The 23843-nt window shown below is 73.0% G+C and carries 23 protein-coding genes; 11 read left to right on the top strand and 12 right to left on the bottom strand.

Going from position 1 to position 23843, the window contains the following annotated elements:
- The first annotated feature begins 78 nt into the window (after positions 1-78).
- Entirely contained in the window at positions 79-801 is a 723-nt protein-coding gene (gene npdG, locus ACFVZH_RS02995) for an NADPH-dependent F420 reductase (RefSeq protein ID WP_384892220.1), read from the top strand.
- A gap of 44 nt (positions 802-845) precedes the next feature.
- A complete protein-coding gene (locus ACFVZH_RS03000; protein ID WP_384892223.1) occupies positions 846-1085 on the top strand; it encodes a hypothetical protein in 240 nt (79 codons plus the stop codon).
- On the opposite strand, the gene ACFVZH_RS03005 is transcribed toward ACFVZH_RS03000, so the two are convergent.
- Positions 1082-1876 (bottom strand): site-2 protease family protein, encoded by a 795-nt coding sequence (locus ACFVZH_RS03005; RefSeq protein ID WP_384892225.1) that lies wholly within the window; start codon positions 1874-1876, stop codon positions 1082-1084. The two genes, ACFVZH_RS03000 and ACFVZH_RS03005, sit on opposite strands and share 4 nt — an antisense overlap.
- A 90-nt stretch (positions 1877-1966) precedes the next feature.
- Between ACFVZH_RS03005 and ACFVZH_RS03010 the strand changes: the two genes are divergently transcribed.
- Complete coding sequence (locus ACFVZH_RS03010) at positions 1967-5308, top strand: BTAD domain-containing putative transcriptional regulator (RefSeq protein ID WP_384892228.1); 3342 nt, start codon at positions 1967-1969, stop codon at positions 5306-5308.
- Positions 5309-5323: 15 nt separating this feature from the next.
- Here the strand turns inward: ACFVZH_RS03010 and ACFVZH_RS03015 are convergent, their stop codons facing one another.
- The 3 genes from ACFVZH_RS03015 to panB form a co-directional block, all read right to left on the bottom strand.
- The gene (locus ACFVZH_RS03015) at positions 5324-6193 is read right to left on the bottom strand and encodes an ABC transporter permease (protein ID WP_384892231.1); all 870 of its coding nucleotides are present in this window, start codon (positions 6191-6193) and stop codon (positions 5324-5326) included.
- A complete protein-coding gene (locus tag ACFVZH_RS03020) occupies positions 6190-7179 on the bottom strand; it encodes an ATP-binding cassette domain-containing protein (protein WP_384892234.1) in 990 nt (329 codons plus the stop codon). The genes ACFVZH_RS03015 and ACFVZH_RS03020 overlap by 4 nt, the downstream gene beginning before the upstream one ends.
- A 153-nt stretch (positions 7180-7332) precedes the next feature.
- Positions 7333-8196, bottom strand: coding sequence for a 3-methyl-2-oxobutanoate hydroxymethyltransferase (gene panB / locus ACFVZH_RS03025; protein WP_384892237.1), 864 nt, complete (start codon positions 8194-8196; stop codon positions 7333-7335).
- Between the two features lie 193 nt (positions 8197-8389).
- On the opposite strand from panB, the gene ACFVZH_RS03030 reads away from it, so the two are divergent.
- The 4 genes from ACFVZH_RS03030 (at position 8390) to ACFVZH_RS03045 (ending at position 13287) form a co-directional block, all read left to right on the top strand.
- Positions 8390-10024, top strand: a complete 1635-nt coding sequence (locus ACFVZH_RS03030) for an MFS transporter (protein WP_384892240.1) — start codon at positions 8390-8392, stop codon at positions 10022-10024.
- 36 nt (positions 10025-10060) lie between these two features.
- Positions 10061-10714: a TetR/AcrR family transcriptional regulator gene (locus ACFVZH_RS03035; RefSeq protein ID WP_384892242.1), complete on the top strand. Its 654-nt coding sequence runs from the start codon at positions 10061-10063 to the stop codon at positions 10712-10714.
- Positions 10715-10902: 188 nt separating this feature from the next.
- The gene (locus ACFVZH_RS03040; RefSeq protein WP_384892245.1) at positions 10903-11925 is read left to right on the top strand and encodes an endonuclease/exonuclease/phosphatase family protein; all 1023 of its coding nucleotides are present in this window, start codon (positions 10903-10905) and stop codon (positions 11923-11925) included.
- A 117-nt stretch (positions 11926-12042) separates the two neighbouring features.
- Positions 12043-13287, top strand: coding sequence for an MFS transporter (locus tag ACFVZH_RS03045; RefSeq protein WP_384892248.1), 1245 nt, complete (start codon positions 12043-12045; stop codon positions 13285-13287).
- On the opposite strand, the gene ACFVZH_RS03050 is transcribed toward ACFVZH_RS03045, so the two are convergent.
- Positions 13253-15013: an NAD+ synthase gene (locus ACFVZH_RS03050; protein ID WP_384892251.1), complete on the bottom strand. Its 1761-nt coding sequence runs from the start codon at positions 15011-15013 to the stop codon at positions 13253-13255. The genes ACFVZH_RS03045 and ACFVZH_RS03050 overlap by 35 nt on opposite strands.
- Positions 15014-15070: 57 nt before the next feature.
- Positions 15071-16204, bottom strand: a complete 1134-nt coding sequence (locus ACFVZH_RS03055; protein ID WP_384892253.1) for a DUF4190 domain-containing protein — start codon at positions 16202-16204, stop codon at positions 15071-15073.
- Positions 16205-16334: 130 nt separating this feature from the next.
- Here ACFVZH_RS03055 and ACFVZH_RS03060 point away from each other — a divergent pair, with 130 nt between their 5' ends.
- Positions 16335-16691, top strand: coding sequence for a hypothetical protein (locus tag ACFVZH_RS03060; protein WP_384892256.1), 357 nt, complete (start codon positions 16335-16337; stop codon positions 16689-16691).
- Here the strand turns inward: ACFVZH_RS03060 and ACFVZH_RS03065 are convergent.
- From ACFVZH_RS03065 to ACFVZH_RS03080, 4 genes are all read right to left on the bottom strand, one after another.
- Positions 16676-17095, bottom strand: coding sequence for a CBS domain-containing protein (locus ACFVZH_RS03065; protein WP_384892259.1), 420 nt, complete (start codon positions 17093-17095; stop codon positions 16676-16678). The two genes, ACFVZH_RS03060 and ACFVZH_RS03065, sit on opposite strands and share 16 nt — an antisense overlap.
- 148 nt (positions 17096-17243) lie before the next feature.
- On the bottom strand, positions 17244-17873 hold the full coding sequence (locus ACFVZH_RS03070; RefSeq protein ID WP_384892262.1) for a DUF305 domain-containing protein: 630 nt from the start codon (positions 17871-17873) through the stop codon (positions 17244-17246).
- Positions 17870-18547, bottom strand: coding sequence for a DUF3105 domain-containing protein (locus tag ACFVZH_RS03075; RefSeq protein WP_384892265.1), 678 nt, complete (start codon positions 18545-18547; stop codon positions 17870-17872). Before ACFVZH_RS03075 ends, ACFVZH_RS03070 begins: the two co-directional genes overlap by 4 nt.
- Before the next feature lie 72 nt (positions 18548-18619).
- Positions 18620-18955, bottom strand: coding sequence for a hypothetical protein (locus ACFVZH_RS03080; RefSeq protein WP_384892268.1), 336 nt, complete (start codon positions 18953-18955; stop codon positions 18620-18622).
- Between the two features lie 293 nt (positions 18956-19248).
- On the opposite strand from ACFVZH_RS03080, the gene ACFVZH_RS03085 reads away from it, so the two are divergent.
- The 3 genes from ACFVZH_RS03085 (at position 19249) to ACFVZH_RS03095 (ending at position 22228) form a co-directional block, all read left to right on the top strand.
- Positions 19249-20610 carry a glutamine synthetase family protein gene (locus ACFVZH_RS03085; RefSeq protein WP_190102476.1) on the top strand — a complete coding sequence of 454 codons (1362 nt, stop codon included), beginning with the start codon at positions 19249-19251 and terminating at the stop codon, positions 20608-20610.
- A gap of 170 nt (positions 20611-20780) precedes the next feature.
- Positions 20781-21584, top strand: coding sequence for a hypothetical protein (locus ACFVZH_RS03090; RefSeq protein ID WP_384892271.1), 804 nt, complete (start codon positions 20781-20783; stop codon positions 21582-21584).
- Between the two features lie 155 nt (positions 21585-21739).
- The gene (locus tag ACFVZH_RS03095; protein WP_384892274.1) at positions 21740-22228 is read left to right on the top strand and encodes a GNAT family N-acetyltransferase; all 489 of its coding nucleotides are present in this window, start codon (positions 21740-21742) and stop codon (positions 22226-22228) included.
- Positions 22229-22250: 22 nt separating this feature from the next.
- On the opposite strand, the gene ACFVZH_RS03100 is transcribed toward ACFVZH_RS03095, so the two are convergent.
- Both ACFVZH_RS03100 and ACFVZH_RS03105 read right to left on the bottom strand, forming a co-directional pair.
- Positions 22251-22682, bottom strand: coding sequence for a VOC family protein (locus tag ACFVZH_RS03100; protein ID WP_384892277.1), 432 nt, complete (start codon positions 22680-22682; stop codon positions 22251-22253).
- Positions 22683-22728: 46 nt separating this feature from the next.
- Positions 22729-23694 carry a hypothetical protein gene (locus ACFVZH_RS03105; protein ID WP_384892280.1) on the bottom strand — a complete coding sequence of 322 codons (966 nt, stop codon included), beginning with the start codon at positions 23692-23694 and terminating at the stop codon, positions 22729-22731.
- Positions 23695-23843: the final 149 nt, after the last annotated feature.

Here is a 23843-nt window from a genome sequence, read left to right on the forward strand (position 1 = left end):
CGCCCGGCGCGCGGCCGGTTGCCGAGGTTCCACCCGTACGGGAGTCCGACGCCCCGACCGGTCGGTAATGTCGGGGCCATGACTTCCTCCAGCGCACCCCAGGACTCCGCCGCCGCCCCGAAGGCCGCCCCCAAGGACCCGTGGGACCTCCCCGACGTCTCCGGCCTCGTCGTCGGCGTGCTCGGCGGCACCGGCGACCAGGGCCGCGGCCTCGCCTACCGGCTCGCCAAGGCCGGGCAGCGGGTGATCATCGGCTCCCGGGCCGCCGAGCGGGCGCAGGGCGTGGCCGCCGAGATCGGTCACGGCGTCGAGGGCGCCGACAACGCGGAGACCGCCCGCCGCAGCGACATCGTGATCGTCGCCGTGCCGTGGGACGGCCACGCCAAGACCCTGGAGTCGCTGCGCGACGAGCTCGCGGGCAAGCTGGTCGTGGACTGCGTCAACCCGCTGGGCTTCGACAAGAAGGGCGCCTACGCCCTCAAGCCCGAGGAGGGCTCCGCCGCCGAGCAGGCCGCCGCGCTGCTCCCGGAGTCCCGGGTCGCCGCCGCCTTCCACCACCTCTCCGCCGTCCTCCTCCAGGACACCTCTCTGGAGGAGATCGACACGGACGTGATGGTCCTCGGCGAGGAGCGCGCCGACGTCGAGATCGTCCAGGCCCTCGCCGGCCGCATCCCCGGCATGCGCGGCGTCTTCGCCGGCCGGCTGCGCAACGCCCACCAGGTCGAGTCGCTCGTCGCCAACCTGATCTCGGTCAACCGCCGCTACAAGGCCCACGCGGGGCTGCGGGTCACCGACGTCTGAGCCGACCCGCCGGGAGCGGAGCCGGAGACCGGACGCTTCCGGGCATGGGGGACACTGGACGGGCACCATCAGCCGTACCCGGACAGGAGCCGTCCCCCATGCCCCGCCTCGCCCTCTACGCCCTCGTGGTCTGCGCCCTCGCCGTCGCCGCGGCCGTCGTCTCCTTCGTCGAGGGCAGCTTCCTCGGCGTCGTCTGGGTCCTGATCGCGGGCCTCTCCTCGAACATGGCCTGGTACTACATCCGCCGCGCCAAGGTCGAGAAGCAGGCGGCCGCGCAGGGCTAGAGCGGGCAGAACTCCGGGGTCCCCTCCCAGAACCGGAACAGCTGCGAACCGCAGCCCCGGTACCCCTCCGACACCCCGAGGGCCTGCATCAGCGCGTCGATCGTGTCGAAGAAGGCCCCGTTGATCGCCGGCACGAAGAGCAGCGCGATCACGATGAAGAAGCCGTACGGCGCGTACGGCTCGATCTGCCGCTTCACCTTGTACGACAGCCAGGGCTCGGCCACCCCGTACCCGTCGAGCCCCGGCACCGGCAGAAGGTTCAGGAGCGCGGCCGTCACCTGGAGGAACGCCAGGAACGCGAGCGCGTACCGGAACGCGGGCGGCACGCCGTCGAGCGCGTCCAGCCAGAACGGGGCCGTGCAGGCCAGGGCGAACAGCACGTTCGCCAGCGGACCGGCCGCCGAGATCAGGCTGTGCTTCCAGCGGCCCTTGATGCGGCCCTGCTCGATGAAGACCGCACCGCCCGGCAGACCGATCCCGCCCATGATCACGAACAGCACCGGCAGGACGACGCTCAGCACCGCGTGCGTGTAGGCGAGCGGGTTCAGGGTCAGATAGCCCTTCGCGCCGACCGTGATGTCCCCGCCGTGCAGCGCCGTGCGGGCGTGCGCGTACTCGTGCAGGCAGAGCGACACCACCCACGCCGAGGTGACGAAGAGGAAGACCGCGAGGCCGGGTGAGGCGGCGTAGTCCGTCCACACCGCCCAGCCGGTGACGGCCATGACGGCGAGGATCGCCAGGAAGACGGGGCTGATCCGCCGTTCGTGGCGCCGGGTGGTGGCCGTGGTCATCGCGGGAACTCCCAGGGACGGAGGGCTGGTGTGCGGGAAACGTACCGGGCCACGGGGCGAGTTCCTCCGCCGGGGACCGTCTCACGGAGAATGGGACCCGTGCGCTACTCCGTGCTCGGCCCGACCCTCGCCCACACGCCCGACGGCACCGACGTCACCGTCGGCGGCCCGCGCGTCCGCGCGCTGCTGACCGTGCTCGCCCTGCGGGCCGGCCGGACCGTGCCCGTTCCGGACCTCGTCGACGAGGTGTGGCACGGCGACGAACCGCCCGCCGACGCCGTCGCCGCCCTCCAGGCCCTCGTCGGACGGCTGCGCAAGGCCGTCGGCCGGGACCGGGTGGTCTCCGCCGAGGGCGGCTACCGGCTCGACGCCCGGCCCGAGGACGTCGACGCCCGGCGCTTCGAACGCCTCGCGGCCGAGGGCCTGGCCGCGCTCGGCGCCGGTGACCCGGCACGGGCCGCCGCCGTCCTCGACGAGGCCCTCGCGCTCTGGCGCGGGCCCGCCCTCGCCGACCTCCCGGACCGGGACGCGGAAGCCGTCCGCTGGGAGGCCCGCCGGCTCGACGCCCGCCGCGCCCGGCTCGACGCGGCCCTCGCCCTCGGCGGGGCGCCCGCCGCGCTCCCCGAGCTGACCTCCCTCTGCGCGGCCCACCCGCTGGACGAACCCCTCCAGGCGCTGCGGATCCGCGCCCTGCGGGACACCGGCCGGGCGGCCGAGGCGCTCGCCGCGTACGAGTCGGTCCGCCGCGCCCTCGCCAACCGCCTCGGCACGGACCCCTCCCCGGCCCTGCGCGCCCTCCACGCCGAGCTGCTGGCCCCCGCACCGGACCCGGCGCCCGAGCCCGCCGCGGCGCCCGCGCCCCCGCGGACCGGTCCGGGCCCGGCGGGCCTCCGGGCCTCCGGCGTCCCCGGGAACCTCCGGGCCCGGCTGACCAGCTTCGTCGGCCGGGACGAGGAGATCGCCGCGCTCCAGGACGACCTGCGGGGCGCCCGGCTCGTCACCCTGCTCGGCACCGGCGGGGCCGGCAAGACCCGGCTGTCCCAGGAGGCGGCCGAGCGGGGGGCCGACGCCTGGCCGGACGGCGTCTGGGTGGCCGAGCTCGCCCCCGTACGCGACCCGGAGGCCGTGCCCGAGGCCGTCCTCGCGGCCGTCGGCGCCCGCGAGACCGTGCTGCGCGGCGCCGGAGCCGAGGAGCTGAGGGCCGTCGACGACCCGCTCGCCCGGCTCGTGGAGCACTGCGCGGGGCGCCGGATGCTGCTGCTCCTCGACAACTGCGAGCACCTGGTGGCGGCTGCCGCCGACCTGGCCGAGACCCTCCTCGCCCGCTGCCCCGGACTGCGGGTCCTGGCCACGAGCCGGGAGCCCCTGGGCGTACCGGGCGAGGTGCTGCGCCCGCTCGGACCGCTGCCCGTCGAGACGGCGCTGCGGCTGTTCGGGGAGCGGGGCGCGGCCGCCCGGCCGGGCTTCGGGACCGACGAGGACCCGGAGGCGGCGGCCGAGATCGTCCGCCGCCTGGACGGGCTGCCGCTGGCGATCGAGCTGGCCGCGGCCCGGTTGCGGATGCTGACCCTGCGGCAGATCGCGGACCGGCTCGACGACCGGTTTCGGCTGCTGACCTCGGGTGCCCGGACCGTACTGCCCCGCCAGCAGACGCTGCGCGCGGTCGTGGACTGGTCGTGGGAGCTGCTCGACGAGTCCGAGCGGGCCGTCCTGTGCGGTCTGTCGGTGTTCACCGGCGGCTGCGACCTGGAGGCGGCGGAGGCCGTGTGCGCCGGTGTCGACGTCCTGGACGTGCTGGGTTCCCTGGTCGACAAGTCGCTCGTCGTCGCCGCGCCCGGTGACACCGGCATGCGCTACCGGCTTCTGGAGACCGTGGCGGAGTACGCGGGTGAGCGGCTCGACGAGGCGGGGGAGCGGGCGGCGACCGAGCGCCGGCACCTGACGTACTACCGCGAGCTGGCCCGCCGTACCGACCCCGAGCTGCGGGGCGCGGGGCAGGTCGCCGCCATCGCCCGCTTCGGGGCCGAGTACGGCAACCTGCGCACGGCGCTGCGCCGGGCCGTCGACGCCCGCGACGAGGACGAGGCACTCGTCCTCGTCCACTCGCTGCTCTGGTACTGGCAGATGCGCGACCTGCGCGTCGACGCGCTGCACTGGGGGCGGGCGGTCGCCGCCCTGGGGCCCGACCCGTTCGCGCCGCCCGCCGCCCCCGTCGCTGCCCTGCACGAGCCGTGCACGGCCCTGCCGCCGCCGCTCTCCGAGGAGCAGCGCTGGGAGGCCCGGCGGGGGGTGCGGCTGGTGGAGCTCCTGAACATGGACCACGAGACCGGGCGCTGGACGACCCCCGAGGGGGTGCGGCGGCTGCGCGAGATGACCGCCGTCTACGAGCCGGGCCTGCCGCAGACCTGCCGGCTGCCCGGTTCCTACGCCGTCTTCGCGGTCCTCCTCATCGGCGAGGCGGGCAGGCTGCGCGAGCTCCTCGACGCGACCGTCGCGGCCTGCCGCCGCCACGGCTACGACTGGGAGCTGGCCAACGCCCTCCAGCTGCGCGCCAACATGTTCGCCAACCGGTCCGACTGGGCCGACCGGGCGGGTGCCGACGCCGACGAGAGCCTGGAGATCTTCGTCCGCCTCGGCGACGCCTGGGGCGCGGCCGAGGCGCTCTCCTCCCGTGCCGAGTCCCGGGAGCGCCGACTCGAATTCGAGGGCGCGGCGGAGGACTTCGCCGCCGCGATCGGCTACGCGGAGCGGATCGGCGCCCAGTCGCAGATGGCCCTGCTGCGGGCCAGGTACGCGGACATGCTCGTGGAGACGGGGCGGCCCGACGAGGGCGAGGCGATCCTGCGGGAGATCGTGGACGGCGGGTACGGGCGGGGACACGAACCCGTGCTCGGTGCCCGGGTGTTCCTCGCCCTGGCGCTCGGACGCACCGGCCGGATCGCCGAGGCGCGGGAGCATCTCCAGTTGCTGCGGGGCGAGTTCGACTCCACGACCCTCTCCCTTTTCGAGGGCTTCACGCTCGGCATCCTGAGCTGGCTGGAGAACCTGGACGAGCGGTACGCCCCCGCGCTCGACCTCGCCGTGGAGGCGTACGAGCGCTCGCTCGGGCCGCTGTCGATGATGGTCGCCCCGCAGATGCCGGCGGTCCATCTGGTCACCGCGGCCTGGGCGCTGGCCGGGCCCGGCGGGGTGGAGGCGGCGCGGGCCGGGGCGGTGCTGCTCGGCGCCCGGGACGGCGTGCTGCCGGCGGAGCACCGGCCGCCGCCACTGGAGCGGGAGAACCTCGACCGGGCGACCGAGCTGGTGAGGTCCGTGATCGGCGAGGACGAGTTCGCCATGGCACACGCCGAAGGCGACGGCCTCTCCCTGGAGGAGGCCGCCGCCCTGCTCGGTCGCGCCGCCGACGCGATCAGAGAGCGCGCCGAGTCCTGAGCCCCCGTTCCGGCGTCAGGTCTTCTTGCGGAACTTGGCGACCGCCAGCGGCGCCGTGACGACCGTGATCGCCAGGGCCCAGCCGAGGGTCATCCACACGGAGTGGGCGATCGGGCCGCCGTTCATGAGGCCGCGCGCCGCGTCGGCGAGGTTCGACAGCGGGTTGTAGTCGGTGAAGGTCTCCAGCCAGCCGGGCATCGAGGTCGGCGGGGCGAAGATCGAGGAACCGAACTGGAGCGGCATCAGGACGAGCATGGCCATGCCCTGGACGGCCTGGGCCGTCTTCATGGTCAGACCGAGCAGGATGAAGATCCACATCAGCGAGGCGCCGAACACCACCGACAGGCCGATGGCGGCGAGCAGCTCGACGAACGAGGTCTTGATCTCCAGGCCGAGCAGGAAGCCGGTGCCGAGGAGGATCGCGGTGGCGATCATCATCCGGCCGACCTCGACGACGATCTTGGCGATGAGGACCGAGGACCGGGCGATCGGCATCGTCCGGAAGCGGTCCATCACCCCCTTCTTGAAGTCGTCGTTGATGCCGACGCCGACACCCATGGCGATGTTCATGCCCATCATCGCCATCAGGCCGGGGGTCACGTAGTTGACGTACGCGTCGTTGTTGCCCTTGCCGGCGATCGCGCCGCCGAAGACGTACACGAACAGCAGGATGAAGATGATCGGCATCAGGACGGCGTCGAACATCGACTCCGGGTCCTGCTTGATCTGGAGGGCGTTGCGGCGGGCCAGCGCGCCGATGTGGCGGATGTTGGCCCGCACGCCGATCCGGCCCTCGCCGCCGGCCGGGCGCACCGGCGTCCGGCCGGGCTCGGGGGTGCCGACGGGGGACTTGGACAGCTCGGTGGTCGTGGTGGTGGCGCTCATGCGGCGACCTCCTCGGGAAGCGCGTCGGACACGGTCTTCTGGCCGGTGATCGCGAGGAACACCTCGTCCAGGCTGGGCAGGTGGGTGCCGATGTGGGCGATGCCGAAGCCGCGCGCGCCGAGCAGGCCCACGACGGCGGTCAGCTGCTGGTCGGTGAGGATCGGCACGTACAGCGCGTTCTCGTCGGGCACGACGGTCGAGCCGGCGACGCCGTCGAGGCCGGTCTCGCGCAGCGCGGACGCCATGGCCCCCAGGTCGGCCGGGTCCACGGCGCGGATCTTCAGGGTGCGGCCGCCGACCTTGGCCTTCAGCTCGTCGACCTTGCCGTTGGCGATGACCCGGCCGCGGTCGATGACGGTCAGCTCGTTGGCGAGCTGCTCCGCCTCCTCCATGTACTGGGTGGTGAGGAGGACGGTGACGCCCTCGGAGACCATCCGCTGGACCTCGTCCCAGACCTCGTTGCGGGTGCGCGGGTCGAGACCGGTCGTCGGCTCGTCCAGGTAGAGGACGGCGGGCTTGCCGATCATCGAGGCGGCGAGGTCGAGCCGGCGCCGCATGCCGCCGGAGTAGGTCATCGCGGCCCGCTTGGCGGCCTCGGTGAGGGAGAAGCGCTCCAGGAGCTCGTCGGCGCGGCTCCGGGCGTCCTTGCGGGAGAGGTCGAGCAGGCGCCCGATCATGTAGAGGTTCTCGAAGCCGGACAGCTTCTCGTCGACCGAGGCGTACTGGCCGGTGAGGCCGATGGTGCGACGGAGCTGGCGGGGCTGCTTCACCACGTCGAAGCCGGCGACGGTGGCGGTCCCGGCGTCCGGGGCGAGAAGGGTGGACAGACAGCGGACGAGGGTGGTCTTCCCGGCGCCGTTCGGGCCGAGGACTCCGAGGACCGTACCCTCCCGTACGTCGAGGTCGACCCCGTCGAGGGCCTTCGTCTCGCCGAAGTGCTTCACGAGGCCCCGGACCTCGACGGCGTTGGTGTGTGATCGCGTCATGGTCGTCACTAGACCAGGTGCCACCGACAATCCTCCTACAGGCGGCCTACAGCCCGCCGATGGGGGATGTCGGCGGGCTGTAGGTGGTGCCGCAGTGGCTTGTGCCGGTTCGTCCGGACCCGGGGCCTTTGCGGCCCCGGGTCCGGGGCCGGACTAGTGGAACGTGTGTTCCTCGGCGGGGAACGCCCCGCCGGAGACGTCCTCGGCGAAGGCGCGCGCGGCGTCGCCGAGCGTCTCGCGGAGGTTGGCGTACTGCTTGGTGAAGCGCGGGACCTTGCCGCCGGTCAGGCCGGCCATGTCGGTCCAGACGAGGACCTGGGCGTCGGTGCCGGCGCCGGCACCGATCCCGACGGTCGGGATGTGCAGGGAGCGGGTGACCTCGGCGGCCAGTTCGGCCGGCACGAGCTCCAGGACGACCGCGAACGCGCCCGCGTCCTGCGCCGCCTTGGCGTCGCGGAGCAGCCGGTGGGCGGCCTCGTCGCTGCGGCCCTGCACCCGGTAGCCCATGGTGTTCACGGACTGTGGGGTGAGGCCGAGGTGGGACATGACGGGGATGCCGGCCTGGACGAGCAGCTCGGTCTGCGCCAGTGAGCGCTCGCCGCCCTCCAGCTTGACCGCGTGGACGCCCGCGTCCTTGACCAGCCGGGTGGCGTTGCGCAGGGCCTGTACGGGCCCTTCCTGGTACGAGCCGAAGGGGAGGTCGCCGACGACGAGGGCGCGCCGGGTGCCCCGGACGACGGCGGCGGAGAGGATCGTCATCTCTTCCATCGTGACGGGCACGGTGGTGTCGTAGCCGAGGTGACAGTTGCCCATCGAGTCGCCGACGAGGATCACCGGGATGCCGGCCTCGTCGAAGACGGAGGCGGTCATCGCGTCGTAGGCGGTGAGCATGGGCCACTTCTCGCCGCGGACCTTGGCGGCGGCGATGTCGTGGACGGTGATGCGGCGAGTGCCCTTGCCGCCGTACAGCGCCTTGTCGCTGTCGGCGGGCGTCTTCGGGGCAGCCTGAAGCGTCATGGTGAACGGCTCCTAGTTGTGTCATCTCGAGGCGCCCTCACGGCGTCCCCGGACCACATCCATGGTGGCACTTCGCCGGGCGGGCGGGGAAGTGGGCCGGAGTGGCGCTGTTCACACCGGGGCAACGTAAAGCCTCGGTCAGGTTTTCGATACGAGACGGTCTCGTATCGAAAATGCCTCTAGAGTGGTCGCCATGTCACCGCAGTCCCCCGCCCCCGCCCCGTCCCGCGTGCCGGAAGCCGTCCACCGGCGCCGCTGGGCGGTCCTCGGCGTCCTCATGCTCAGCCTGCTGATCGTCGTCCTCGACAACTCGATCCTGAACGTGGCGGTCAAGACCATCGCCGCCCCCGCGCCCACCGGCATCGGCGCCACCCAGAGCGAGCTGGAGTGGTCCATCAACTCCTACACGCTCGTCTTCGCCGGACTCCTCTTCACCTCCGGACTGCTCGGGGACCGGCTCGGCCGCAAGAAGGTGCTGCTCTTCGGCATCACCGTCTTCGGCATCGGCTCCGCCCTCGCCGCGTTCTCCGGCTCCCCTGACGAGCTCATCGCCTACCGGGCCGTGATGGGCCTCGGCGCCGCGTTCGTCATGCCCGCGACCCTCGCCGTCCTCATGAACGTCTTCGAGCGCGACGAGCAGCCCAAGGCCATCGGCATCTGGGCCGGCAGCGTCGGCCTCGCCATCGCGATAGGCCCCATCACCGGCGGTGTCCTCCTCGAACACTTCTGGTGGGGATCGATCTTCCTCGTCAACGTGCCGGTCGTGATCCTCGCCCTCGCCCTGATGGCCTGGCTCGTGCCCGACTCCCGGGACCCGAAGCCCGGCCGCGTCGACCTCCCGGGCGTGCTCCTCTCCGTCGTCGGCCTCGTCCTCCTCGTGTACGGGATCATCCGCGGCGGCGAGCTGGCCGACTTCACCGACGTCACCGTCCTGGTCCCGGTCCTCGGCGGCCTAGCGGTCCTCACCGGCTTCGTGCTGCACGAGAAGCGCAGCGACCACCCGGCCATCGATATGACGTACTTCAGGAAGCCCGCGTTCGCCGCCGCCGTCGCCGCGATCGCGCTGGTCTTCTTCGCGCTCATGGGCGTGACCTTCTTCTCCGCGTTCTACCTGCAGAGCGTCCGCGGCTACAGCGCCCTGCAGTCCGGGCTGCTCATCCTGCCGCTCGCCGTCGCGCAGATGGTGTTCTCGCCCCGGGCCCGGCTCGTCGTCGAACGCTTCGGCGCCAAGGCGGTGTGCACGGCGGGCATGCTGCTCGTCGCCCTCGGCCTCGCCGCCTTCACCCTCTTCGACGCCACGACGCCGGTATGGGTGCTGGAGGTCGTCTTCTTCGTCCAGGGCGCCGGCATGGCCCACATCATGCCGCCGGTCACCGTCGCGATCATGCAGACGCTGCCCCGCGAGAAGGCCGGCTCCGGCTCGGCGATCAACAACACCTTCCGGCAGGTCGGCGGCGCCCTCGGCGTGGCCGTCCTCGGCTCGGTGCTCTCCTCCACGTACCGCGGCGGGATCGAGGGGCACCTCGACGGCGTCCCGGCCGCCCTGCGCGCCCAAGCGGGCGAGTCCGTCGAGGCCACGCTGGCCGTCGCGGAGAAGCTCGGCCCGGCGGGCCGGGGCCTGGTCGCCCCCGCGTACGACGCCTTCCTCGGCGCCATGCACGTCACGGCCCTCGCCTCGACCGTGATCGCCCTGGCCGGCGCGGCCGTCGTCGCCGCCTTCCTCCCGGGCCGCACACCGGCGGGACCCGGCGCCGGACCGGCCGGCGACGCCCGGCGGGCCTCGGTCCCCGCAGGCGGCGGAGAGGCGGGAGAATCGGCCCGACGATAACCAGGTGGCCGTACCCGGACGAGAGGCGGAGCGCACGTGTCGCTGCAGGACGGCGGAACCCCGGACCCCCACGACGCGGGGCGCCCGGCCGAGCCCGCACCCGGGACCGCGCGGCGCGGACGGCCGCGGAGCGAGGCCGCCGAGCAGGCGATCTTCGACGCGGCCGCCGGCCTCCTCGCCGAAGGCGTTCCGCTCGCGGATCTGTCCGTCGAGCGGATCGCCCGCACCGCGGGCGTCGGCAAGGCGACCATCTACCGCCGCTGGGCCGGCAAGGAGGAGCTCCTCGTCGACCTGGTCCGCTCGGTGGAACCCCCGGAACCGGTACTGCCCGGCACCTCGGTCCGGGACGACCTCGTCGCGCTCCTGGAGTCGCTGCGCCGGCGCGGCCTCGCCAAACGCAGCTCCGCCGTCCTCCACCACGTGTTCGCGCAGATGCAGGGCTACCCCAAGCTGTGGGACGCCTACCACCACTCCGTCATCGAACCGCGCCGCCGCATGAGCCTGGACGTCGTACGCCGCGGCATGGAGCAGGGCGAGATCCGCGAGGACCTCGACGTCGAGTTCGTCAACGACCTCCTCACCGGCCCCCTGCTGCTGCGCACCGTCATCCGCCCCGGCGCCACCCTGGAGCCCGGCCTCGCCGAGCGGGTCGTCGACGCGGTCATGGAGGGCCTGCGCCCCCGCGCCTGACACGCCGCCGGGCGGGGGGGCACCGACCCGTACGAATGTGCGCGTTCTGTCACAGGGCCGACGCCCGCACCACCTGCAGGAACCCGCCACGCGGCTCTGTCGTCCCTGGGGGAGTACGACGAACCCGGGATCGCCTAGTGTCGACACCGGGTCACGCAAGACGGCAAGGCAGCAGTGAGGACAGTGCGATGGCGCGGGTGGACATGACGGAGACCGAACACGGCGGCGCGGGGAACGAGCGCTCCGGGTCCCGTTTCGGGGCCGCTCTCGACCGGCTCCGCCGCGACCCCGGCATCTGGCGCCGGGGCGTCCTGCTCGCCGTCGCCGCCGTGGCGCTCACCCTCCTCATGGTGTTCCACGCCGAGATCCCCAACAAGATCGGCAACCTCGGCAGCCTCACCGAGACCTTCCTGCCCTGGCTCGGCCTCTTCCTGCCGCTGTTGCTCGTCCTCGCCCTGGTGCGCCGCTCCGCCACCGCCCTGATCGCCCTGCTGCTGCCGGCCGTGGTCTGGCTCAACATCTTCGGCGGCCTCGTCGCCGACAAGTCGACCGCCGGCGGCGACCTGACCGTCGCCACCCACAACGTGAACGCCGACAACCCCGACCCCGAGGGCACCGCCCGCGAGCTCGCCGGCTCCGGCGCCGACGTGCTCGCCCTGGAGGAACTCAAGGGCGACATGGTCCCCACGTACGAGCGGGCGCTCGCGGAGGCGTACCCGTACCACTCCGTGCAGGGCACCGTCGGCCTGTGGAGCAAGCTGCCGCTGCGCGCCGCGCAGCCCGTCGACATCCGGATGGGCTGGACCCGGGCCATGCGGGCCACCGTCGTGACCCCGAAGGGCGAGGTGGCCGTGTACGTCGCCCACCTGCCGTCCGTCCGGGTCAAGCTGAACGCCGGCTTCACCGCCAACCAGCGCGACACCAGCGCCAACGCGCTCGGCGAGGCCATCTCCCACGACCCGCACGAGCGGATCGTCCTCCTCGGCGACCTCAACGGCACCATGAACGACCGCGCGCTCAACGCCGTCACCTCGCAGCTGCGCTCCACCCAGGGCGCGGCCGGCGACGGCTTCGGCTTCAGCTGGCCGGCGTCCTTCCCGATGGCCCGCATCGACCAGATCATGGTGAAGGGCGTGGAGCCGATGTCCTCCTGGGCCCTGCCGGAGACCAAGAGCGACCACCTCCCGATCGCCGCCCGCGTGAAGCTCTGACGCCGACGCCCGGACGCCCGTCCGAAACCTCGGCTTCATGCCCCGGCGACCGGCGGGAAGAGAACACCTGAGAGCCTTTGTTCCGTCGAAGAACTATCTTCAGGAAAGGCTCACCCCATGCCCCTGGCGCTGCTCGCGCTCGCCGTCTCCGCCTTCGGCATCGGCACCACCGAGTTCGTGATGATGGGCCTCCTGCCCCAGGTCGCCGACGACCTCGGCACCTCCGTCCCCACCGCCGGGTACCTCGTCTCGGCGTACGCGATCGGCGTCGTCGTCGGCGCCCCGCTGCTGACCGCCCTCGGCTCCCGCGTCCCGCGCAAGCGGATGCTGCTCCTCCTCATGGCCCTCTTCACCGTCGGCAACCTCGCCTCCGCGCTCGCCCCCGGCTTCGGCTGGCTCGTCGCGGGCCGGGTCCTCGCCGGCCTCCCGCACGGCGCGTTCTTCGGCCTCGGCGCGGTCGTCGCCGCCCGGCTCGTCCGCGAGGACCGGCAGGCGCGGGCCGTCGCCACGATGTTCCTCGGCCTCACCGTCGCCAACATCCTCGGCGTACCGGCCGCGACGCTGCTCGGCCAGCACCTCGGCTGGCGGTCCACCTTCCTCGTGGTCTCCGCGATCGGCCTGCTCGCCATGGCCGCGCTCGCCCGCCTCGTCCCGTACGTGCCCGTCGACGAGCGGCAGGGCCTCGGCCGTGAACTGCGCGCCCTCGGCAGGCCGCAGGTACTGCTGGGCCTGCTCACCGCCGTGTTCGGCTTCGCCGGCGTCTTCGCCGTCTACTCGTACCTGGCCTCGATGACCACCGAGGTGATGGGCTTCGGCGACTCCACCGTCACGATCGTCCTCGCCCTCTTCGGCCTCGGCATGACCGGCGGGGCGCTCGCCGCGGGCCCGCTGACCGACCGGGCGCTGCGCCCGACCCTGTACGGCTCGCTCGCGGCCCTCGTCCTCGCCCTGGCCGCCTTCCGCTTCACCGTCCACGTGCCGTGGCTGGCCCTGGTCACGGTCGTCGTGCTCGGCGCGGTCGGCTTCATGACCACCACCCCGCTCCAGATGCTGGTCATGAACAAGGCGAAGGACGCGCCCACGCTCGCCTCGGCCTCCAACCACTCCGCCTTCAACCTCGCCAACGCGGGCGGCGCCTGGGCGGGCGGGGCGGCGGTCGCCGCAGGCTGGGGATGGACCTCCCCGGCCCTGGTCGGCGCGGGCCTCACCGTCGTCGGCCTGGTGATCGCGGCGGTGGCGGGCCTCCTCGACCGCGCCGGCGACACGGCGGAGGGGGCCTCCTCCCGCGTCGTGGCCGGAGGCCCCCGCACGGCGGCCGCGCCGGAGGTCAGCCGGCCGGCGACTCCCGCCAGCGGTTCGTGACCGGCAGCCGCCGGTCCTTGCCGAAGCCCTTCGCCGAGATCTTGGTGCCCGGCGGGTACTGGCGCCGCTTGTACTCCGCCGTGTCCACCATCCGCAGCGTCCGCGTCACCAGCTCCTCGTCGAAGCCGGCCGCCACGATCGCCTCCAGCCCCCGGTCCTGGTCCACGTACAGGGCGAGGATGCCGTCCAGGACCTCGTAGTCCGGCAGCGAGTCCGTGTCGACCTGGTCCGGACGCAGCTCCGCGCTGGGCGGCTTGGTGATCGAGCTCTCCGGGATCGGCGGGACCTGGCCGCGCTCCTCGGCCGCCCGGTTGCGCCAGCGCGCCAGCCGGAAGACGTCCGACTTGTAGACGTCCTTGATGGGGCCGAACGCGCCGACGGAGTCGCCGTACAGCGTCGAGTACCCCACCGCCAGCTCCGACTTGTTGCCGGGCGCGAGGACGAGGTGGCCCTCCTGGTTGGAGAGCGCCATCAGGGTCGTGCCGCGCAGCCGCGACTGCAGGTTCTCCTCCGCGAGCCCGGTGAGCCCGAGCGCGCCCATGTACGCGTCGAACATCGGCTCGATCGACACGGTGCGGTAGTGGAGACCGGTGCGGCGGGCCAGCTCGGCCGCGTCGCCGCGCGAGTGGTCGGAGGAGTACTTCGAGGGCATCGACACCCCGTACACCTGGTCCGCGCCCAGCGCGTCGCAGGCGATCGAGGCGACGAGCGCCGAGTCGATGCCGCCCGACAGGCCGATCAGGACCGAACGGAAACCGTTCTTCGCGAGGTACGCCCGCAGTCCGATCACCAGCGCCGAGTACACCTCCTCGTCGTCGTCGAGGCGGTGGGCGTAGCCGCCCGTCAGCTCCGGCTCGTACGCCGCCAGCGGCTTCTCGGAGAGCACCACCCGGTCGATCCGCAGCCCGTCGTCGACCACGCCCTCGGGCGCGTCGGCCTCGGCCGCCGGCAGCTCCAGGTCGACGACCACGCTGCCCTCGACGAACTGCGGGGCCCGCGCGATCACCTCGCCGGCCGCGTCCACGACGATCGAGTCGCCGTCGAAGACGAGCTCGTCCTGACCGCCCGTCGTCGCCAGGTACGCGGTGACGCACCCGGCCTCCCGGGCCCGCCTGCGGACCAGTTCGAGCCGGGTGTCGTCCTTGTTCCGCTCGTACGGCGAGGCGTTCACCGACAGCAGCAGCCCGGCCCGCGCGGAGCGGGCCGCCGGGACCCGGCCGCCGTCCTGCCAGAGGTCCTCGCAGATCGCCAGCGCCACGTCGACGCCGTGGACCCGGACGACCGGCAGGGTGTCGCCCTGCACGAAGTAGCGGTACTCGTCGAAGACGCCGTAGTTGGGGAGGTGGTGCTTGGCGAAGCGCAGCACCACCTCGCCGCCGTACAGGACGGCGGCGGCGTTCTCCGGCGACCCGGCCGGCCGGCCGAGCCTCGGCTCGGCACGCTCCGAGCGGTCGAGATAGCCGACGACGACCGGCAGCTCCCCGAACCCCTCGTCGGCGAGGCGCCGGGCCAGCCCGCGCAGGGCCTCCCGGGACGCCTCGACGAAGGAGGAGCGCAGGGCGAGGTCCTCCACGGGGTATCCGGTCAGCGCCATCTCGGGGAACGCGACGAGATGAGCGCCCTGCCCGGCGGCGTGCCGGGTCCAGTGCACGATCGCCTCGGCGTTCCCGGCGATGTCTCCGACGGTCGAGTCGATCTGATTCAGGGCGAGGCGTAGTTGAGGCACCCGCCCAGTGTAATCGTCAGACCGACGCTATGTCCTGGGATCCGGTACGGTCCGCGGCTACTTCACCGGACCGGTCCAGATCACCGGGTCGTACGCGAGGAGCTGCGGCGCCAGCTCCAGATGCAGCTCGTCGTCCGCGCCCGCCGGCAGCGAGAACGCGTAACCGGCCTTGGCCTGCTTGCCCGGGAGGACCGTGCCCCGGAACATCTCGGTCGCCCTGCTGCCGTCGAAGATCGTGCTCGCCGGCGCGCCCTCCGCGTCGCGCGCGTCCGGCAGCGCGGTGGTGACGTCGATGGGCCTGTCGCTGCCGTTGACGATCGTGATCGTCACCCGGAGCGCGGTGTCGCCCTTCTCGTACCCCGCGGCGAACCCGTCCGGCCGGAAGGGCTTGGGCACCGAGACGGTGACCTTCACCCCGTCCTCGTAGGTGTGGGTCCCGCCGAACGCCAGCGTCGCCGGCGCGGCCTCCGTCGGCTCGGGCACGGGCCGGGCGGTGCCACCGGACCCGGCGCCCGGCGCGTCCGGCGCGGCGGACGACGCCCGCTCCTTCTCGCCGACCCTCTCGTCGACGCGGTCCACCGCGTTCGACGCCCACACCAGGACCACCAGCCAGGTCGCCGACACGACGATCGTCACGATGCCGAGCACGATGCCGGCGACCGCCTGGCCCCGGTCGGTCGCCTCGCCCCGATGGGCGCGGCCGTGGCCGACGATCCCGAGCACGAGCGCCAGGACGCCCATGATCCCGCCCAGCCAGAACAGGAACGGGATGACCCCGAACACCAGCCCCACGACGCCGACGACGAGCGCCCCCACACCGAGCCCGGTGCGTCCGGCCGTCCCGGCGTACGGGGACACCCCCGGAGCGGCGTACGGGGACATCCCCGGAGCGGCGGGCCCCGGCGGCACCCCCGGCCCGTGGGGCGGGTACGGCATCCCGGGTCCGTAGGACATCCCGGGTCCGTGCGGTGCGTGCGGTCCGTGCGGTGCCTGCGGCCAGTGCGGCGCCTGCGGCTCGTGCGGTGCCTGCGGCCCGTCGGGTGTCCCCGCCTCGTGGTGCGGCTCCGGTCCGTCGGGTGTCCCCGGCCCGTGCGGTGACTCCGCCTCGTGCGGTGCCTCCGGCCCGTCGGGTGTCCCCGCCTGGGGCGGAGCCCAGGGGGCGGGGTCGGGCTTGTCTGCGGGCGTGGTCATGCGGGGTCCTCCGAGCTGATCCGAAGGCTCGACGTTAGACCGGCTGTCAGGCTCTGGCCAGCGGTTTCGGGTCCGGCAGGGGGAGTCGGCACCCCTCCGTGCCCCCTGAGGCGGCGCGCCTCCCCGGCCGGTGCCCTCCCGGCCGCCGGCCGGCCGTTCCTGGGGACCCGACGCCCGGCGCGCTGATCCGCCGCGTCCACGGCACCTCACGGGTGCTGCGCGGCGCCTCCTGGAGAACGCCCACTACGGCGACGTCGCCGCCGGGCTCCTCGCGCTCCGGGAGAGCCGGCCGCTCCCGACCGGGCTGCCCGTCACCGTCCTGGCCGCGTCCGGCGGCTCCGCCCGCTGGGAGCGCCGCCGGCGCGCACTGGCCCGACGGCTCGGCGCACGCTGCGAGGCGGTCGGACCGTCGGGCCATCCGGTCATGCGGGACCGCCCGGACGCGGTGGCCCGGGCGGTCCTCCGGGCGGGTCAGGAAGCGGCGTAGACGCTCGCGCAGAACGCCTTGATCTGCTCGTCCGACAGATGCTGGGCCAGGTCGGCCTCGCTGATCATGCCGACGAGCCGCTTGCCCTCGATGACGGGCAGACGCCGGATCTGGTGGCTCTGCATCTCCTCCAGGACGGCACCCACGTCCGCGTCCGCCTCGACCCAGCGAGGCGTGCCCTTGGCCATCTCGCTACAGGTGATCTTGGCCGGATCGTGGCCCATGGCCACACAGCCGACGACGATGTCGCGGTCCGTGATGATGCCGCAGAGGCGTTCGTTCTCGTCGGCGATGGGCAGCGCGCCCACGTTCAGGTCGCGCATCATCTGCGCGGCGCGGTCGAGCGTCTCGTGTGCCGGGATCCACTGGGCCCCGGGATGCATGATGTCCTTCGCCATGGTCATGGGCTGCGCACCTTTCGTCGAACGTCGTCACACGAACGTCCCCGAGCCCCATCATTGTCGGCGTACGCTCCGGCCCCCGCGACTTGTCGGCGTACGCCCCGGCCCCCGCGACCGACGGCGGGTCGCGGGGGCCGGGGCGGTGCCGGGGTCAGGCCCCGCGCTTCTCCAGCATGTCCGCCATCAGCGCCATCTCGGACTTCTGGGCGTCGACCATGCCCTGCGCGAGACCGCGCTCGATGTCCACGGTGCACTTCTGGACGCAGCCCTCGGCCATGTGGACCCCGCCCCTGTGGTGCTCGGTCATGAGCTTCAGGTACAGGACCTCGGCCTCCCGGCCACTGGCCTTGCGCAACTCGTCGAGCTGGGCGTTGGTCGCCATGCCGGGCATCAGCGCCCCGTCCAGCGGACCGGTGTCGCCGGAAGCGCCCATGCCCATCCAGGTCATCGGCTCGACCCCGGACCGCACCTTGGGCAGCCCCCACAGGTCGAGCCAGCCGAGCATCATGCCCCGCTGGTTGGCCTGGGTGTTGGCGATGTCGTACGCCAGCCTCCGGACCTCCTCGTCCTTCGTCCGGTCCCGGACGATGAACGACATCTCGACGGCCTGCTGGTGGTGGACCGACATGTCCCGCGCGAAACCGGCGTCCGCCGAGTCGGAGCCCGGCGTGCGGGGTGCCTCCTCGCGGTCGGCGGAGGCGACGGTGACGGCGCCCCCGGCGAAGAGCAGCGCGAGGACGACGGCGCCGATCGCCGCCCCCTGCGTGCGGCCGAGCCTCACTGGCCCATCCCCGAGCCGCCCTGGCCGTCCGCACCGATGCCGCCGGTGCAGGCCGCGCCCGGCTCCGGGGTCTGCGGACCCTGCACGTACTTCGTGAAGAACGCATCGACCCGCGGGTCGTCGGCGCCGTCCACGGTCACCTGCTTGCCCCAGGCGGACAGCATGATCGCCCCGGCCTGGTCGTCCACGGGGCTCATCAGCGTGTACTTCGTCTTGCCGACCTTGTCGGCCAGCTTCTTCACGTCGGCCTCGGGGGCCGACTTGCTGTACGTCACCCAGACGGCGCCGTGCTCCAGGGAGTGCACGGCGTTCACGTCGGCGATCTTCTGCTTGTAGACCACACCGTCGCAGTTCATCCAGACCGGGTTGTGGTCACCGCCGACCGGCGGCTTCATGTCGTACTTCACGGCCGTCTCGACGTGGTTGCGGCCGAGCTTCTTCGCGTCCCAGGTCTTCTCGGCCGCGATGGGGGCCTTGGCGGCGGCGTCCTTCGCGTCCTGCTCGTCGGACTTCTTCAGCAGGACGAACGTGCCGAAGCCGACGAGGCCGAGGACGACGACGCCGGAGACGCCGATGGTGACGAGGCGGTTGCGGCGCTCACGGGCCTGCTCGGCGCGGCGCATCTCCTCTATTCGGGCGCGGCGGTCGGCGTTGGAGGAGCGGGTGGCGGCCATGGTGATGTCGTCCTTCTTCAGGGGTGGGGTGGAGTTCGGGGTGGACGTGCGGGGGCGGGGCGCCCGCCGCCGTCACGTCCGGAGAACTTGAAGGACGTGCAGGTCCGGAGCACGCGGCTGGGCGCCGGAGCGGAGCGCCGGGCCCTCGCCCGCGAGCGGTGCGAGCCGCGGGAGCCCGCCCTCCGCGTGCAGCGGCGGGTCGAGCGGGGGAGCGCTGAGCACCGCGGGGGAGAGGGAGGGGAACAGGGAGCAGCCACCGCGGTCGTACGGGCAGACGTACTCGCCCACGACGGTCGTCGCCCGCGGGGTCCCGTCGCCCTCGTGATGGGCTGCCTCCGGCTCCGGGCCCGTCCCCAGACAGAGGAAGAGCGCGGCGAGGAGCGTCGCCACGGCACTCGCCAGTGCCATGGGACGCGCGTCTCCGGACAGGCGTACGAGCCGTGGGGCCCCCATGGGCGCAGATCGTAGTGGGCGCGGGACCGCTGTGGGCCGAACGGGGTACCACCCGACGGCGGACGGCGGGCGCCGGACGGGCGAACGGACACCCGGATTCGGCCGTTCTCCGTTACCTGTGTCACACCGGAGCAGGCAGTATGGGTGTGCAACGTGCGCGAAACCATGTGGTGGGATGCTCAGGTGCCCCCCGATGTACCCGAGGCGGTGGGAGCAGGCGGCCTGACCAGCGAGGATGGGTGTGGAAAATGGACAAGCAGCAGGAATTCGTGCTCCGTACGCTCGAGGAGCGCGACATCCGCTTCGTACGTCTGTGGTTCACCGACGTGCTCGGCTTCCTCAAGTCGGTGGCCGTGGCGCCCGCAGAGCTTGAGCAGGCATTCGACGAGGGCATCGGCTTCGACGGCTCCGCGATCGAGGGCTTCGCCCGCGTATACGAATCGGACATGATCGCCAAGCCGGATCCCGGTACCTTCCAGATCCTGCCGTGGCGCGCCGAGGCCCCCGGCACGGCCCGTATGTTCTGCGACATCCTGATGCCCGACGGCTCGCCGTCCTTCGCCGACCCGCGCTACGTCCTCAAGCGGGCCCTGGCCAAGACCTCGGACCTCGGCTTCACCTTCTACACCCACCCCGAGATCGAGTTCTTCCTCCTGAAGGACAAGCCGCTCGACGGCACCCGGCCCACCCCGGCCGACAACTCGGGCTACTTCGACCACACCCCGCAGAACGTCGGCATGGACTTCCGCCGCCAGGCCATCACCATGCTCGAATCGATGGGCATCTCGGTGGAGTTCTCCCACCACGAGGGCGCGCCCGGCCAGCAGGAGATCGACCTCCGCTACGCGGACGCCCTGTCGACCGCCGACAACATCATGACGTTCCGCCTGGTCATGAAGCAGGTCGCCCTGGAGCAGGGCGTGCAGGCCACGTTCATGCCGAAGCCGTTCTCCGACTACCCCGGCTCGGGCATGCACACCCACCTCTCCCTCTTCGAGGGCGACCGGAACGCCTTCTACGAGTCGGGCGCCGAGTACCAGCTCTCCAAGGTCGGCCGCTCCTTCATCGCGGGCCTCCTGCGCCACGCGGGCGAGATCTCCGCCGTCACCAACCAGTGGGTCAACTCCTACAAGCGCATCTGGGGCGGCTCCTCCCGCACGGCCGGCTCGGGCGGCGAGGCCCCCTCGTACATCTGCTGGGGCCACAACAACCGCTCCGCCCTCATCCGCGTCCCCATGTACAAGCCCGGCAAGACCGGTTCCTCCCGTGTCGAGGTCCGCTCCATCGACTCCGGCGCCAACCCCTACCTCACCTACGCCGTCCTCCTGGCCGCCGGCCTCAAGGGCATCGAGGAGGGCTACGAACTCCCCGCCGGCGCCGACGACGACGTCTGGGCCCTCTCCGACTCCGAGCGCCGCGCCATGGGCATCGAGCCCCTCCCCCAGAACCTCGGCGAGGCCATCGCCCTCATGGAGAAGAGCGAACTCGTCGCCGAGACCCTCGGCGAGCACGTCTTCGACTTCTTCCTCCGCAACAAGAAGCAGGAGTGGGAGGAGTACCGCTCCGAGGTCACCGCCTTCGAACTCCGCAAGAACCTGCCGGTGCTGTAGCCGCAGGTCAGAGCGGTACAGCCCGGAGCTGACGATCAGGGTCGACGGTCGCGAACCGTCGGCCCTGAGCCGTCTCACTCGCCCTGGGCCGTCCGGACTTCTGGGGCGGCCTGCCTCCGGGCCGGTGTTGCGCGCTGACATGACGCGGTCCGGTCGACCAGAGTCGGGGCATGGTGCAGAACCTTGTCGCCGTTTTCAGCCTCCTTACCGGCCTGGTGGGATTGACCCTGAGTTACGCGGCTCACCGGCAGAAGGTCCGGGAGGGGAGACAGGAGTCCGCACTCCGCGCGGAGGAACTGCAGAGGTTCCAGCGCGATCGGGAGCAGGAGCGGCTGCTGTACGAGCGGGAACAGAGCGCCAAGCGACAACGGGAGCGGCATCAGGCATCCCTGATCAGCGCGCATATCGCGCTGCCACCGTCACCTCTGCACGACAACTGGGTCGTCCCGAAGGCCGTGATTCGGAACGGGTCCAACCAGCCGGTCTTGGACGTGCGCGTGTCCTTCCGCGGTGAGGTGATCGGCGAATGGACCCTTCTGGGCACTGGCGAGGGCACCGCGCCTCTGCCACCCACGCAGAGGCGGGACGAGCACTCCGACCGGCTGCGCGATCTCGCCGTCGAGTTCACGGACGTCGCCGGGATCCGTTGGCGCCGCGAGGGCTACGGTGTCCTGCGACGCGCCCGGCAGGGCACCGGCGACCCGGAGACCTCGGGCGCATGGGAGGCCGGGGAGCCCCCCGACATCGAAAGGGCCACGCAGCCCCCGGGCCCGCCCTCGGGACCGCTCGCGGGTGGGTCCGTGGGTGAGAGCGTGGGTGGGAGCGAGGCGGACGCGCCCTGGCCGCCGTCCCCCGGAGGCTCGGCCCCTGCCGGGACGACGGGACGGCGACGTACCGGATTCCTCTGGCCGGTGGCCGTGTCGGTATCCGTGCTCCTCGTCGCGGGAGGCGTCTGGTGGCTCCTCCGCCTCTAGCGTGTGTGCGACGCATGGGGGAGATCGGTGTGGTGCGTGTGCGTCAGCGGAGCAACGTCGCGCGGCTGCGGAGCTGGGCGGCGCGGGCGTAGCGGGCTGGGGCAGGCGTGGAGAAATGCGTTGCCCAGGAGCGGGGTGCGGCAGAGACTGCTCCGGTGAAGATCGAAACCGTCGCCACCGAGCGGCTTGTGCTCCATCCGTTGACCGTCGCCAGGGCCGAGCGCGTCGTCGCCCGGGAACCGGCGGGCGAGGACCGGTGGGGCGAGGGGTATCCGGGGGACGGGGACGTCCGTTCGGCCACCGGGTTCCTGCGCGGGGTGGCGGAGCGGGGGGAGCCGGGGGTGTTCCGGCCCTATGAGATACGGGTGGACGGCGTGACCGTCGGGGGCATCGGGTTCCACGGGCCGCCGGACGAGATAGGGGTCGCGACGGTCGGGTACGGGCTGGTGCCCGGAGCCCGGGGGAAGGGGTACGCCTCCGAGGCGCTGCGGGCGCTCCTCGAGGTGGCCCGGGTGGCCGGCGTCGCCGGGGTGAAGGGGGACGCCGACCTGGACAACCCGGCCTCGCACCGGGTGATGGAGGCCGCCGGGATGCCCTGCGTGGCGGAGACCGAGAATCTTCGCCACTTCTATCTGGCCTTCTAGGTACGACGGTCCGCGGCCGGGTTCAGCGTTCCGAGAGCTCCGACGGGGCCTCCTGGACCACCCAGCCGTTGCCGTCGGGGTCCTCGAAGGTCATGAACGAGTTCCAGGTGTCGCCCTTGCCGTCCTCCCAGCCGGTCGCGCCGACGTGCAGGACCGGGGAGACGGCGACGCCGCGGTCGACCAGCTCGGCGCGCGCGGCCTCGATGTCGGTCACACAGAGCTGGAGGCCGTGCAGGCTGCCGGGGGCCATCTCCTTCGTGCCGGGCATCGGCGGCATGCCGCTCAGCATGGCGATCGAGCAGCGCGAGCCCGGCGGGGTGGCCTGGACGATGCGCATGCCGGGCGCCACCTCGTCGTCCAGGTCGATCTTGAAGCCGCACTTCTCGCCGTAGAACTCCTTGGCCCGGTCCATGTCGGTGACGGGGACCGGGACGACCTCCAGTGTCCAGTTCATGGGGGACACCCTCCCGTACGGGAGGGGCCCACGCACCCGGAACGGGTCATCGGGGAGCGGGTGTCCAGTGCAGCCGGCCGTCGAGGCCGATGGCGGCGACGCCGTCCGTCCCCGCGTCGGGCGCGCCGGCGAAGAGGAACCTCTCCATCGTCCACACCGGCGCCGCGCCCGCCGCGCGGCCGTGCGGGGCGGTCGCCAGGAAGCCTGTACGGGAGCGGACGGCGAGCAGGCCGTCGCCGCCGCTCACCGGGCCGAAGCCCGCGACGCCGGAGCCGGGCAGCTCGGTGACCGGGGAGACCGGGCCCGCGCCGGAGAAGTCGGCGCTCCGCAGGTCGCCGGAGGCCGGCTTGCGGAACCACAGCCGTACGCCGTCGCCGTCCGGCGCCGGGCTCGCGCTCAGCGCCAGGGTGGTCGGCGGCAGGTCCGTGCGCACCGGGCCGGTCAGGGGGCCGCCGGGGCGCTGCTGCGCCCAGGTCAGCACGGTGTCCGGGGTGCTGGCGAAGACGTATCCGCGGCCGGCGCCGTCGGTCGCCGCGACCGGGTCGCCGTACACGTCGGTGCCGCCGAGCGTCCGCCACGGTCCCCAGCCGCCGTCGGGCCGCTGCTCGCGGGCGGTGAGGCGGTGGCCGCTGTCGCGCAGGAGCAGGGTGACCCGGCCGTCGTGGCCCACGGTCACGGCGGGCGCGCTGATGTCCGAGGTGCCGTCGGCGTCGTCCCGTTCGGGCGTGCCGAGCGAGCGCCACGGGCCGAAGGCGCCGCCGGGCGCGGTCTGCGCGGCGGTCACGACCTCGCGGCCGTAGGCGGAGGCGCTGCCGCCGAGGGTCGTCCGGGTGGCGAAGACCGCCGTGCGGCCGTCGGGCAGGGCGACGGAGGTGACACCGCTGTCGAGGCCGCCGCCGGGCAGCAGTACCGGTCCGCGCCACGCGCCGGTGCCGGCCGGCTTCCGCCAGGCGGCGAGGCGTCCGTCGAGGACGGAGAAGGCGTGGAGCCCGCCGTCCGGGTCGCGCTGCACCCAGGAGGTGGAGGTGGACCGGGCGTAGCGGACGGTCTGTGTCCAGCCCCGTCCGCCGGGCCGTGGGGGGGGGGGCGGGGGGGGGCGCCCCCCCCGGGGGGCGCCCCCCGCGCGGAAAAAAAACAAAAAAAACCAAACCCACACCAAAA

The sequence above is a fragment of the Streptomyces sp. NPDC059534 genome (assembly GCF_042743475.1).
Lineage (GTDB): Bacteria > Actinomycetota > Actinomycetes > Streptomycetales > Streptomycetaceae > Streptomyces.